At 65.3% G+C, this 13,095-nt stretch carries 10 protein-coding genes; 4 read left to right on the forward strand and 6 right to left on the reverse strand.

What is annotated here, in order from left to right:
* Positions 1–79: 79 nt before the first annotated feature.
* Entirely contained in the window at positions 80–1,522 is a 1,443-nt protein-coding gene (gene pmbA, locus OIN59_RS22765) for a metalloprotease PmbA (protein WP_274114164.1), read from the reverse strand.
* 66 nt (positions 1,523–1,588) lie between these two features.
* On the opposite strand from pmbA, the gene yjgA reads away from it, so the two are divergent.
* The 3 genes from yjgA (at position 1,589) to OIN59_RS22780 (ending at position 3,987) form a co-directional block, all read left to right on the forward strand.
* A complete protein-coding gene (gene yjgA, locus OIN59_RS22770; protein ID WP_274114166.1) occupies positions 1,589–2,260 on the forward strand; it encodes a ribosome biogenesis factor YjgA in 672 nt (223 codons plus the stop codon).
* Entirely contained in the window at positions 2,253–2,858 is a 606-nt protein-coding gene (gene mog / locus OIN59_RS22775) for a molybdopterin adenylyltransferase (protein WP_274114168.1), read from the forward strand. Before yjgA ends, mog begins: the two co-directional genes overlap by 8 nt.
* Before the next feature lie 73 nt (positions 2,859–2,931).
* On the forward strand, positions 2,932–3,987 hold the full coding sequence (locus tag OIN59_RS22780) for a hypothetical protein (protein ID WP_274114170.1): 1,056 nt from the start codon (positions 2,932–2,934) through the stop codon (positions 3,985–3,987).
* Between the two features lie 46 nt (positions 3,988–4,033).
* Here the strand turns inward: OIN59_RS22780 and cysE are convergent, their stop codons facing one another.
* Together cysE and OIN59_RS22790 are read right to left on the reverse strand one after the other, a co-directional pair.
* A complete protein-coding gene (cysE, locus tag OIN59_RS22785; RefSeq protein ID WP_274114172.1) occupies positions 4,034–4,816 on the reverse strand; it encodes a serine O-acetyltransferase in 783 nt (260 codons plus the stop codon).
* A gap of 35 nt (positions 4,817–4,851) precedes the next feature.
* Positions 4,852–5,664 (reverse strand): RNA methyltransferase, encoded by an 813-nt coding sequence (locus tag OIN59_RS22790; RefSeq protein ID WP_274114174.1) that lies wholly within the window; start codon positions 5,662–5,664, stop codon positions 4,852–4,854.
* Between the two features lie 177 nt (positions 5,665–5,841).
* Here OIN59_RS22790 and OIN59_RS22795 point away from each other — a divergent pair, with 177 nt between their 5' ends.
* Complete coding sequence (locus OIN59_RS22795) at positions 5,842–6,798, forward strand: inositol monophosphatase family protein (RefSeq protein WP_274114176.1); 957 nt, start codon at positions 5,842–5,844, stop codon at positions 6,796–6,798.
* A 33-nt stretch (positions 6,799–6,831) separates the two neighbouring features.
* Here OIN59_RS22795 and OIN59_RS22800 read toward each other — a convergent pair whose 3' ends face one another.
* The 3 genes from OIN59_RS22800 to OIN59_RS22810 all read right to left on the reverse strand — a co-directional run.
* Positions 6,832–7,962, reverse strand: coding sequence for a response regulator (locus OIN59_RS22800; protein ID WP_274114178.1), 1,131 nt, complete (start codon positions 7,960–7,962; stop codon positions 6,832–6,834).
* A 22-nt stretch (positions 7,963–7,984) separates the two neighbouring features.
* Positions 7,985–12,853, reverse strand: coding sequence for a PAS domain S-box protein (locus OIN59_RS22805; RefSeq protein ID WP_274114180.1), 4,869 nt, complete (start codon positions 12,851–12,853; stop codon positions 7,985–7,987).
* Positions 12,854–12,898: 45 nt separating this feature from the next.
* A partial coding sequence (locus OIN59_RS22810; RefSeq protein ID WP_274114182.1) for an EAL domain-containing protein occupies positions 12,899–13,095 on the reverse strand: 197 nt, incomplete at its 5' end.

Genomic DNA, 13,095 nt, shown 5'->3' on the forward strand with positions numbered 1-13,095 from the left:
AAAGGCCCTCGCAGTGAACGAGGGCCTTTTCTTTTTCGGCTGCGCGGCGGTTCGCTTGGATTGCGCCACGGCCTTGGTGTCAGCTCCCAGCCACCTTCATCCGGTTGACCAGAATCGAGCCCACCGTCTTGGCCCCGTAGTTGTAGGCATCGGCGCCCACGGCCTCGATGCCCTTGAGCATGTCTTTCAGGTTGCCCGCAATGGTGATCTCGTGCACGGGGTAAGCGATCTTGCCGTTCTCGACCCAGAAGCCGCTCGCACCACGCGAGTAGTCGCCCGTCACGTAGTTGACGCCCTGCCCCATCAGCTCGACCACAAACAGGCCCGTGCCCAGCTTTTGCAGCATGGCGTCGAGGTTGTCGCTGGCTTGCGTGAGGCGCGAGGTCATCAGCAGGTTGTGCGAGCCACCGGCATTGCCTGTGGTCTTCATGCCCAGCTTGCGGGCCGAGTAACTGGAGAGGAAGTACCCCTCCACCCGCCCGCCCTTGACCACCTTGCGCGGCGCCACGCGCACGCCTTCTTCGTCAAACGGCGAGCTGCCTTTGCCGCCCAGGATGAAGGGGTCTTCCAGGATGTCGATGTGCTTGGGGAAGACCATCTTGCCCAACGAATCGAGCAAAAAGCTGCTCTTGCGGTACAGCGAGCCGCCGCTGATGGCCTGCACAAAACCACCCAGCAGGCCTGCGGCCAGGGTCGATTCAAACAGCACGGGGCATTGGGTGGTGGGGATCTTGCGGCTGCCCAGACGGCTTAAGGCGCGCTGTGCGGCGTAGCGGCCCACGGCCTCGGGCGAGGCCAGGTCGGCCGCGTTGCGCATGGAGCTATACCAGGCATCGCGCTGCATCTCGGCGTTCTTGCCGGGCAGCGAGGCGATGGGCGCGACCGAGAAGCTGTGGCGCGAGCTGGCATAGCCACCGCGAAAGCCCCGCGTATGGGCGCTGAAGAAATGGCTTTGCTGGGCCGACACGCCCGCGCCTTCGCTGTTGGTGATGCGGCGGTGGGTCTTGAGCGCGGCGGCCTCGCAGGCCTTGGCGATTTCAGCGGCCTCTTCGCTCGTGATGGCCCAGGGGTGGAACAGGTCCAGGTCACGGTGCGTGTCTGCAGAGGCGATATCGTCGGCGTCAGGCAGACCGGCCACGGGGTCTTCGGCCGTGAAGCGGGCGATGTCGTAGGCCGCCTGCACGGTCTGCTCGATGGCCTTGTTGGAGAAGTCCGAGGTACTGGCATTGCCCCGGCGGTGGCCGATATAGACCGTCACGCCCAGCGACTTGTCGCGGTTGCGCTCCACGTTCTCCAGCTCGCCCTTGCGCACGCTGACCGACAGGCCACAACCCTCGGACGCCTCGGCGCCCGCATCGGTGGCACCGAGCTTTTTGGCATGGGCCAGGGCGCGGTCCACCAGGTCTTCAAAAAACGGGCGGCTGTAGCTGAAGCCGCTGTCAGGGGTGCGGGAGGTGGCAGACGCGGGCGCAGCGGCAGCCGCGCTTTGGGCGCGTGCGGCGCGGGTGGAGGGTTTATTCATAGCGGCAGCTATGATACTTGCCGCTGTGGCGCGCTCTGCGCCACTTGTTTTTTGCCCCCACCACCCATGTCACGCAAACCCAAAAAAGGCTACTTTGTGCGAGGCCAGTTCGTTGCCGAAGGCAGCGAACTGGACATTCAGCTCAAGGCCGAACTCAAAGGCACGCCCGATGCCAGCCGCACCGATCTCAAACGCGAGAGCGACGAACTGCAGGACCTGGGCAAGGAGCTTTTGAATCTGCGCGCCGACCTGTTCGACGCCGTGGGCCTGCCCGACAAACTGGTGGATGCGCTGGCCGAGGCCAAACGCATCACCAACTTTGAAGGCAAGCGCCGCCAGATGCAGTACGTGGGCAAGCTCATGCGCAAGCTCGAACCCGAGCTGGTGCAGGCCGCCCGCCAGGCCCTGGAGGAGCAGCACAAGGGCTCGGCCACCGAAAAGCTGCAGCTGCACCTGGCCGAGCAATGGCGCGACCGCCTGATTGCCGATGACGACACACTGGCCGCCTGGATGGCCGACCACCCCACCACCGACACGCAGCAGCTGCGCGCGCTGATCCGCCAGGCCCGCAAGGATGCACAGCCTGCGGGCAAGGAGGCCAATGTCCAGGTCTCGCAAGGCCTGGCGCCCCGCAAGGGCCGCGCCTACCGCGAGCTGTTCCAGTTGGTGCGCGAGCACCTGGGTGGCACCGGCACGGCAGAAGCGAGCAATGCGGACGAGGCAAACGATGATGAGTGAAGCCCTGCACGACGCCGTCAAGATCGGCATCGTCTCCATCAGCGACCGCGCCAGCAGCGGTGTCTATGAAGACAAGGGCCTGCCCGCCCTGCAGGACTGGCTGACGCGTGCGCTGCACAACCCCATCACCTTCGAGTCGCGCCTGATCCCCGACGAGCAGGACGGCATCAGCGCCACGCTGATTGAGCTGGTCAACGCAGGCTGTTGCCTGGTGCTGACCACCGGCGGTACCGGCCCTGCCTTGCGCGACGTGACGCCCGAGGCCACGCTGGCCGTGGCGCACAAGGAGATGCCGGGCTTTGGCGAGCAGATGCGCCAGATCAGCCTGAAATTTGTGCCCACCGCCATCCTGTCGCGCCAAGTGGCCGTGGTGCGCGACCAGAGCCTGATCATCAACCTGCCCGGCCAACCCAAGGCGATTGCCGAGACGCTGGAGGGCCTGAAAGACGCCGACGGCAAGCAGATGGTGCCGGGCATCTTTGCCGCCGTGCCGTACTGCGTGGACCTGATCGGCGGGCCGTACATGGAAACACGCGACGAGGTCTGCAAGGCGTTCCGGCCCAAGAACGCGGTGCGGGCCAAGACCACGACCGTCTGAACCTCCCGTACCGTCTGCGGGCCAGCGCTGGCCCACAGGCTGAAGCTTCCCACCATCGCCCAGTACACCGACGATGAAGAACCTTGCCTTCGCCCTCCCCCATCTGCTGTTGGTCGCCCTGGCGCTGTGGATGTATGTACGCATCCGCGCCATGAAGCAGCGCCAGGATGCGCTGGTGAAAGACCTCAAGGGCCGGCACTACTGGCGCATCAACCTGGCCCGCCCTGCTTTTTTTGGCCGGTGGATACGGCTCATGGCCTTCGAAGCCAAGGGTGTGCTCATCGACGACGGAGAGGTGTTCCGCATCCGGGGGCACTGGGCCAAAACCGGTAAGGCATTCGAGTCGGTGGTGCCCAAACAAGGGCTGAAGGTCGAGTGGCTGGGCAACCCATCCATCAGGACAGGCAACATCCACTGGGCTCGGCTGGACACGCCCAAGGGCCAGGTGCTGTTCACCGCCGATACCGGCTGGAGCGCAGGGCCATCGCGCGAGGCCCTGTGCGACATCTTCCGCTCGGCGTTCCCTGACTACCCGCTGGACGAGGAGAACACCCACGATTTCGCGCTGGAGAAGAACCCCCGCAGCCTGGGCGCGACAGCGGTGTTTCTGGGCCTGATGCTGTTTGCGCTGCTCGACAGTTTTGTGTTCTCTAGCTACGAGCTGACGGATGCGCAGATCTTCAGCATCCTGCGCTCGCCGCTGACCTGGCTGGGAGCATCGGTGGGCCTCGCGGCTTTGGTGGCACTGTGTTACCGGTTCTTCGCCGCCGGGCGCATCCCCGCGCGGGAATCGCTGGCGCTGGCCCTGATGCTGAGTGCGATGTCGGCAGCGGCTGCCCTGCCCGTGCTCAAGCGCGTGGACCAAATGCTGGCAGGCTCGGTGTCAGAAGACCACGCGTACCGCCTGTCGGGCACCTACCGCTTTGAACCCATCGACACCACGCGGGGCCTGCCGCCACTGAAGTTTCCGCGCATGCAGGACTATTGGCAGCAATGGCCCGATGGCAGCGAACACCGCATTCCGTTGATGCACGGGCCGCTGGGGTTGTGGCAACTGGACCACGCAAAGTTTGACCCACCCATCGTGGCGTTCTACGAAAAGAACAGCGGCAAGCCCGGAAAGCGCTGAGCCCAAACGCTGAGCCCGCAGTGCCCGGGAGCAACGGCTGGGAAGCCTACTTGCCCACCAGTTCGTTGAACTTGCCCGCCTCGAACTGCTCCTTGAGTGCCGCATCACACGGCACGCAGTCCTTGGCCTGCTGGTTGGCGGCCGAGAGCTTTTCGATCGCCTGCCACAGCAGTGCAATCTGGTGCTCTTGCGACGAGGCGTTGTCGATCAACCCCCGCATGGCCTGGGAGAGCGGATCATCCTCCTGCGTGATGCCATAGGCCGTGAACTTGCGCGACGGCTGGGGCTCGGTCACGTCGGCGCTCTGGCCTTCTTTGGACGGGATGATGCGCGCCGGAATGCCCACGGCCGTGGCGCCAGCGGGCACGGGTTTGATGACCACCGCGTTGGAGCCAATCTTGGCACCATCGCCCACTTCAAAACCACCCAGCACCTTGGCGCCCGCGCTCACGACCACATCTTTGCCCAGCGTGGGGTGGCGCTTGGTGCCCTTGTAGAGCGAGGTGCCGCCCAGGGTCACGCCCTGGTAGATGGTGCAGCCGTCGCCGATCTCAGCCGTCTCGCCCACCACCACGCCCATGGCATGGTCGAAGAACACGCGCTCGCCAATCTTGGCGCCAGGGTGGATCTCGATGCCCGTGAACCAGCGCGCGAAGTGCGAGATGAAGCGCCCGAGCCACTTCAGGCCGTGGTGCCAGCACCAATGCGCGGGCCGGTGCAGCCAGATCGCGTGCAGGCCCGGATAACAGGTGATCACCTCCCACGTGCTGCGCGCGGCAGGATCGCGGTCGAGGATGCACTGGATATCGGAGCGCAGGCGGGCGAACATCGTTGTTATGGTTATGTGTTTATGGGCTGCACAGTCTATCGTTTTGACTGGCTCGCCTCGATCATGGCTTTGGCGACACCTCGAAGGATGTGGATTTCTTCAGGGCTGAGCTGCGCGCGGTTGAAAAGCTGGTTAAGGCGGGGCATGAGCTTTTTGGGCGCGGCGGGGTCCAGAAAGCCGATGGACGTGAGCGCCTGCTCCCAGTGGCCCAGCATGCCCGCCACCTGGGCCGCATCGGCCACCGCGCGCGCCGGGGTGGCATCCTGCACCGCAAAGCCACCCAGCGCCATGCGCCATTCGTAGGCGACCACCTGGATGGCCGCACCCAGGTTGAGCGAGCCAAAGCCTGGATTGGTGGGAATCGACAGCGCCACGTGGCAGCGGTACACGTCCTCGTTGGTCATGCCAAACCGCTCGGAGCCGAAGAGAAAGGCCACACCGGCCTGCGGTGCTGCGCCAGGGTCTGCGAGGGGGGCTTCACCTGGGTTTTGAGCATTTTTGGCCTCTAGCGCCAGTGAATCATGCGTGAGTAGCTCACTTTTTAATAGCGCTTCAAAGTGTGCACGCGGCGCGGCCGTGGGGGGCCCAAAGTCGCGCGGCGTCATGGCAGTGGCGCACAGGTGGCTCATGCCGTCCAGTGCTTCGTCCAGCGTGGCGACGATGCGCGCGTTGTTCAGCACATCGAGGGCACCGCTGGAGCGCTGGATGGTTTCCTCGCGCCGCAGCACATTGGCCCAGCGCGGGGCAACCAGCACCAGGTCGTCAAACCCCATGGTTTTCATGGCGCGGGCGGCGGCGCCCACGTTACCGGCGTGGCTGGTGTTGATCAGGACAAAACGGGTCTTCATGGACGGGATGAACGGGAGGGGAAAAACGGCCGGTTAGGCGAAAAAGGGGCACTGCGGGTAAAATCCCGCCCTCTATTGTCGCCGCCCGCATCGCCGGGACGGGCCCGACCTCCTCGCTCATCCTGATACGCAGACGCCCGTGCCACCATGGCCGCGCCCTGCCAACCACCACAATTTATGTCGTCCAATCTGCACCCCATGCTCAACGTGGCCATCAAGGCCGCACGCGCCGCCGGCGCCATCATCAACCGCGCGGCCCTGGACGTGGAATCGGTGCGGATCTCGCAAAAGCAGATCAACGACTTTGTGACCGAAGTGGACCACGCGTCCGAGAAGATCATCATCGAGACGCTGCTGACGGCCTACCCCGGCCACGGCATCCTGGCCGAAGAGTCGGGCAGCGAATACGGCGCCAAGGATTCGGAGTTCGTCTGGATCATTGACCCGCTGGACGGCACCACCAACTTCATCCACGGATTTCCCGTTTATTGCGTCAGCATTGCGCTGGCCGTGCGCGGCAAGGTCGAGCAGGCCGTCATCTATGACCCCTCGCGCAACGACCTGTTCACCGCCACCAAGGGCCGCGGCGCCTACCTGAACGAGCGCCGCATCCGCGTGAGCAAGCGCACCCAGCTCAAGGACTGCCTGATCTCCACGGGCTTCCCCTTCCGCCCAGGCGACAACTTCAAGAGCTACCTGAACATGATGGCCGACGTGATGCAGCGCACCGCCGGCCTGCGCCGCCCCGGCGCTGCCGCGCTGGACCTGGCCTATGTGGCTGCGGGCTTTACCGATGGTTTCTTCGAAACCGGTCTGTCGATCTGGGACGTGGCCGCTGGCTCGCTGCTGGTGACCGAGGCCGGTGGCCTGGTGGGCAACTTCACGGGCGAGGCCGACTTTCTGGAGCAGCGCGAGTGCCTTGCCGGCAGCCCCCGCATCTATGGCCAGCTGGTGCCGATCCTGAGCAAATACAGCAAGTTTGCGAGCGCTGGCGACAAGGCGGCAGTGCGCCAGGCGGCTGCGACAGACGCACCTGCCACCGGCAGCCAGGACGACACTGACGAAGGCACGGACGCAGCGGAACCAACCAACCCGCAGGCCGACGCCGCCAAGGGCGAAGACGCGCCGTTCTAATTTTCCATGACCTCGCCCCATGGGGCGAGGCATTCAGGCCGGGTCGGGGTACTTCTGGGCGATGCGGCGGAAGTCTTCCGCAATGTCTACAAACGCATCCACCATGTCGGGGTCAAAGTGCGTGCCCTTGCCCCGCACGATGGTGCTGCAGGCCTGGTCGTGCGAAAACGCGGGCTTGTACACGCGTTTGCTGATCAATGCGTCGTACACATCGGCCACCGCCATCAGGCGCGCCGACACCGGAATGGCATCGCCCGCCAGACCCTGCGGGTAGCCCGAGCCGTCCCACTTTTCCTGGTGGCTGTAAGCGATCTCCTTGGACACGCTCAAAAACGCCACGCGCATGCCCAGCCGTCGCTCGGCCTCGTCAATGGCGTTGCGGCCCAGCGTGGTGTGGGTCTTCATGACCTCGAACTCTTCCACCGTGAGCTTGCCGGGCTTGAGCAGGATGCGGTCGGGGATGCCGATCTTGCCGATGTCGTGCAACGGGGCCGACTTGTACAGCAACTCGATCATCCGGTCATTCAGCACAGGCTCAAAACGCGGGTTGTGGCGCAGCCGCTCGGCCAGCGTCTTCACATACAGCTGGGTGCGGCGGATGTGGTTGCCGGTTTCGTTGTCGCGCGTTTCAGCCAATGAGGTCATGGCCATGATGGTCACGTCCTGGATGGCCTGCACCTCCAGCGTGCGCATGGCGACCTCGCGCTCCAGGTAGGCGCTTTTGTCACGCAGGAAGTCGGCCGTGGCCTTGAGCGCCAGGTGCGTATTCACCCGCGCCAGCAGGATGGGCGGGCTGATGGGCTTGGTGATGTAGTCCACGGCCCCCAGAGCCAGGCCCATGCGCTCGTCGTCGGTGTCGGAACGCGCCGTGAGAAAAATCACCGGGATGTCGCGCGTGGCCGGCACATCCTTGAGGCGGCGACAGACCTCGTAGCCATCCACCTCGGGCATCATGATGTCCAGAAGGATCAGGTCGGGCGGCGCGGCTGACTGCGCAATCTTGAGCGCCTTCTCGCCATGGTTGGCCACCTTGACCAGGTAGTGCTCGCGCAACAGGCTACCCATGAGAGTGAGGTTCTCGGGCGTGTCGTCCACCACGAGCACCGTGGCAATCGGCTTGTCAACCAGGGTCGCGGGGCTGGAGGCAAAAGGCGCGTTGTCCATGCAATGTCCTGGTAAGTGCCGTTCAGGGGGTTTCGAGGGCTGGGGATTCTGGGCCTGGCACCGCAGCCATGGCCTCCAGCGCCTGCTCGAAATCAAAATTCAGGGTGTGCTTCTCAACGGCCTGGAAGGCGCTGCCCAGCGCCGCCTTGAGCACCACCCCATTGTGTTGGAAAAATTCAGTGGCTGCTGGGTCGTCCTGCTCCAGCAGGTGGCGCAAATGCTGCTCCGCCTGGGTCGGCGTAGAGCCTGGCCCCGGTGCCGCTGCAGCCGCCGCTGGCCCTGGTACAGGTGTCACGCTCGCCTGCGCCGCCTGCAGCGCCCAATCCTGCAGGCCCAGCAACAGGGGCTGCAGCGCCCCCCGCAGTTCGGCCAACAACGGCACGATGGCCTCGTTGCCATGGTGAAAGCGCAGGGCATGCTCCAGCGCCTGGGCGTGGTCCGACACGGCCTGCGCGCCAATGTTGGCCGCCACCGAACGCAGCGTGTGGGCCAGGCGCTCGGCCAGCGCCACATCGTGCACCGCCAGCGCCTGCTGCAGCTCTGCGAGCACCGGGGCCTGCCCCTGCGCAAATCGGCGCAGCATCTCCGCGTACAACCCCGGCTTGCCCAGTGCACGCTGAAGACCCAGTTGGGTGTCCAGCCCCGGCAGATCAGGGACACTCACCGATGCCCCCCCAACCGCAGGAGCGCTGGCGGGTGCCACAGATGCCTCCACAGGGAAGGCGCTGCTGCGCGCGGGCACTGCCGCAGCGCCCACCCCCTGGCGCGGGCGGATCCAGCGGGACAACGCCGCCCACAGGGCCGCAGGCTCAATGGGCTTGGCGACGTGGTCGTTCATGCCGGCCCCAAAGCAGCGCTGGCGATCAGCCTCCATGGCATTGGCCGTCATGGCGATGATGGGCAGCTGCACATGGCGCGGGTTGCTGCGCAGCAGGCGGGTGGCGGTCTCGCCATCCATGACGGGCATCTGCATGTCCATGAGAACGGCGTCGTAGTGCTTGCGCTCAATGCGGTCGATGGCGATCTGCCCGTTCTCGGCCACATCCACGGCAAAGCCCGCATCCAGCAGCAGCTCCATGGCGACCATCTGGTTGAGTTCGTTGTCCTCCACCAGCAGCACGCTGGCGCCACGGATGTCCAAGGGCAGCTCATCGGCTGCGGGCGCGGGAGTGACCGTGCGGTGCCCCTCCGTGCCCGATGCCTCCAGCGGCTGCATCAGGGTGTCGAACAGCAACGAGGCATTGACGGGCTTGATGAGCACGGCTTCGATGCCCTGCGCACGGGCAGCCCGCATCACGTCCTCGCGGCCATAGGCCGTGACCATGAGCATCTGCGGCACCTTGGGCATGCCCAGGCTGCGGATATGGCCCGCCAGCTCCACGCCGTCCATGCCCGGCATATGCCAGTCCAGCAGCAACAGGCCAAACGGCTGGTGCTGGGCCATGGATTCGCGCAGCCGGTCCAGCGCCTCCAGGCCAGAATGCGCCTGCTCCACCACAAAACCCATCGCCAGCAGCATGTCGGACAGCACGGTGGCCGCAGTATGGTTGTCGTCCACCACCAGCACTCTGGTGCCCCGCAGATCGGGTGGAGGCAGCAGAACCCGTGCCGGAGCGCCACGCTCCAGCGGCACCGACACCCAGAAGGTGGAACCTTGGCCAAAGCGGCTCTCCACCCCCACTTCTCCGCCCATCAGCTCCGCCAAGCTCTTGCAGATCGCCAGGCCCAGGCCCGTACCACCGTAGCGGCGTGTGGTCGAGGTGTCCGCCTGCTGAAAGCTCTGGAACAGGCGCCCCATTTGCTCCTCGGTCAGCCCTATGCCGGTGTCACGCACCTCAAAACGCAGCCGGACCTGGCTCCCCGCAGCCTCCAGCAGCCGCACGGCAATGCTGATCTCGCCGGATTCGGTGAACTTGATGGCGTTGTTGGCGTAGTTGATGAGAATCTGGCCCAGGCGCAGCGCATCGCCCACGAGGTTGGGGGGCACGTCGCTGGCCACATCGCAGACCAGCTCCAGGCCCTTGGCACCGGCCTTATAGCCCACCACGTCAGATACGCTCTCCAGCATGCGGTCCAGCAAGAATGGCTGGCGCTCCACCACCAGCTTGCCCGCCTCGATCTTGGAGAAGTCCAGGATGTCGTTGATGACCCCCAGCAGGTGCTGGCCTGCCTGCTGGATCTTGCTCACATAGTCGTGCTGGCGCGGAGAAAGGCCCGACTTGAGCGCCAGGTGAGACATGCCGATGATCGCGTTCATGGGCGTGCGGATCTCGTGGCTCATGTTGGCCAGAAAGTTGGACTTGAGCGCGGTGGACTCCTCGGCCAGCTCCTTCGCGCGGCGCAGTTCCTCCTCCGCGCGCTGGCGGTCGGTGATGTCCACAAACGTGCCGATGGAGCCACCCGCCGTGCCGTCAGGGCGCGCAAAGCCGTGCAACCAGAACAACGTGTGGTGCAGCTCGCCGTCGGCATAGGGCAGATCGACCTCGCGGTGGACCTTGCGCTCGCCCTCCATGGCTTGCACCGCGTCCTGCTCAAAGCGCGTGCGGGTCTCCTGCGGCAGATAGTCCAGGTCCATCACCGTCTTGCCGATCAGCGCTTCGCGCGACACGCCAAAGGCCTGCTCGTAGGCGCGGTTCACGCCGATGTAACGCCCGTCCGCGCCCTTGTAGAACAGGGGTACCGGAATGGCGTCAATCAACGCCTGCTGAAAATCGAGCTGCCCGGCCACCTGCTCCTCCAGGAGCTTCTGGTCGTGGATATCCACATTGACGCCCACCACCCGCACAGGCTGGCCTTGGGCATCACGGAAAATGCGCGCCGCCTCCAGAAACCAGCGCACCTCGCCATCAGGACGCACGATGCGCCAGGAATCACGCAAGTAGTCTTCGGGGCCTGCAAGGCAACTGTCGAAATAGGCGCTCGCCTGGTCGCGATCTTCTGGATGCAAGCAGTTGAGCCAGAAGTCGCGGCCATCGGGCTGGGTTCCGGACGGCAGGCCCATCATCAGCGCCAGCTTGTCCGACCAGAGAATCTCGCCCGTGACCAGGCTCAAGTCAAACACCCCGATCTTGCCCGCCTCCTGCGCCAGCTCCAGGCGCTCCTGGGCTTGCTGGATCACACGCTCGGCGCGCCGCTGCTCGCTGGCATCTTCAATGACCCAGATCGAGGCGGAGCCAAAGTCGTCCATCTTGACGCTGCGGCCCGCCAGGCGCGCCTCAAACTGGCTGCCATCAAGCCGGTACAGGGTAGCGGTCTCGCGCAAGGCCTGGCCCGAGGCCAGTGCGGGCGTGACGCGGGCGGTGAACAAGTCGGCCCGGCCCGCCCCACCGAACAGCACCGACACCCCCAGGCCCAGCAGCTGCGAGGCCGTGCCGCCCATGAGGTCTACAAACGCCGGGTTGAACTGGCGGAACTGCCCGTCGCACACCAGCACGATAGGCGGCGCGTTGTCAAAAATGGCGGTCTGCTGCTCCAGCAGTTCGTTGAGCAGGCGCTCGCGGCGCTCCAGCTCTTTTTGCGACTGGATGCGCTCGGAAACGTCCTCGTGCAGGCCCACGATGCCGATGCGCTTGCCCCGCTCGTCAAACACAGGCGACAGCGTGGCCTCGTCGTGGTAAGTGCTCCCGTCCTTGCGCAGGTTGATGAACTGGCCTTGCCAGGACTTGCCCGACAGCAGGGCCGACCACATGAGCTGGTAAGTCTGCGCGGGCGTCTGCCCGCTGGCCACCACCGAGGGCTTTTTGCCACGCACCTCGTCCAGCGAATACCCGGTGTTGCGCTCGTACTGGGGATTGACCCAGTCAATACGGCCATCGCCGTCGGTGATCACCACCGCCACGGGGCTGCTCTCCAACGCCGTGCCCAGCACCCGAAAACGCTCCAGCGCACTGGCCACTCGGGCCCGGCTGCGCAGCAAGTCCAGCAGCAGCAGGCCCAGCAGACACAGCAGCACAAAAGTCACGGCTCCGATGCGCACGCGCTGCGCCGACGGCATCAAGGCGCTGATGTCGTCCAGCGCCACCAGCTGCCACTGGCCGCCCGGGTCGGGCCAGTCAACGGTCCGGCGTTCGACCGCATGGGTCACACCGTTGATCTGGACCTCGCCGGCATCGGCGGCAAAGGGCAATGCCGAAGCCACACCATTGTCAAAGTGGCGGCCGAATTGGCGTGTGGCGCGGATGGCATCGATGCGCGCCTGCGTAAGCGGCGGCGCCACCGCAAACTGCCAATCGGTCCGGGTGGCGGCAAATGCCACGCCCTGCGGGGACAGCAGCACCATGGGCAGGCCCACACGCTTGAGGAGCAGGTCCACCGGCTCAAAACCCACCTTGAACATCACCACACCAATGATGGTGCTCGATGGTGTGTCGCTTTCGTACAGCGGGGCCGCGTAGTACAGCCCGCGCTCCTGGGTGTTGCTGCCGATGGCAGCGTACACGCTGGTGGCCCCCCGAATGGCCTGCTGAAAATAGGGGCGGAAGGCAAGGTTCAGTCCCGTGGACCGCTCGCCAGGGGTCTCGTGCGCCACCACGGTGCCGTCTGCGGACATCACATACACGCCTTGCACCAGAAAGCGCCCACGGGCCACGGCCAAGCGGGACAGCGCCTCTGGATGGTCGGGGGGCAACCGGCCCAGGGCCATGTCTTTGAGCAGTGGCTCGCTCAGGCCCATCAGCGACACCGCCCCCAGCATGGTGCCGCCCGTGATCTGTGCCTGCAGGGTGTCTGCCGTCTGGAGCAACAAGCGTGAGCGCTCGGTCGCTCGCTCGCTGGCACGCCAGTGCTGTACGCCCTGCACCGCCAGCACGGCGCCAAGCAGTGCCAATGCTGCAACCAGCAGCAGGCCACGGACGCCGGGTGTCTTGCGGTCCAGAAGCTTGTCAAACCACATGCCTATGCCCTTGCCACGCAGGCCCAGGAGCCCATGAACGCAACGTCAGCCTGCGGGATACAGCAATGCATCGATAGCCTCCGCCGGTCCGGGCCTTCCAAACAGATACCCCTGGAACCCCTCGCACCCATGCAGCCTCAGGAACGATAACTGCCCCGTCGTCTCCACCCCCTCCGCCACCACCTCCAGGTCCAGGCTCTTGGCCAGTGCCAGGATCGTCCGCACGATCGCCGCGTCGTTCG

Source organism: Acidovorax benzenivorans (assembly GCF_028680575.1).
GTDB classification, from domain to species: domain Bacteria; phylum Pseudomonadota; class Gammaproteobacteria; order Burkholderiales; family Burkholderiaceae_C; genus Acidovorax; species Acidovorax benzenivorans.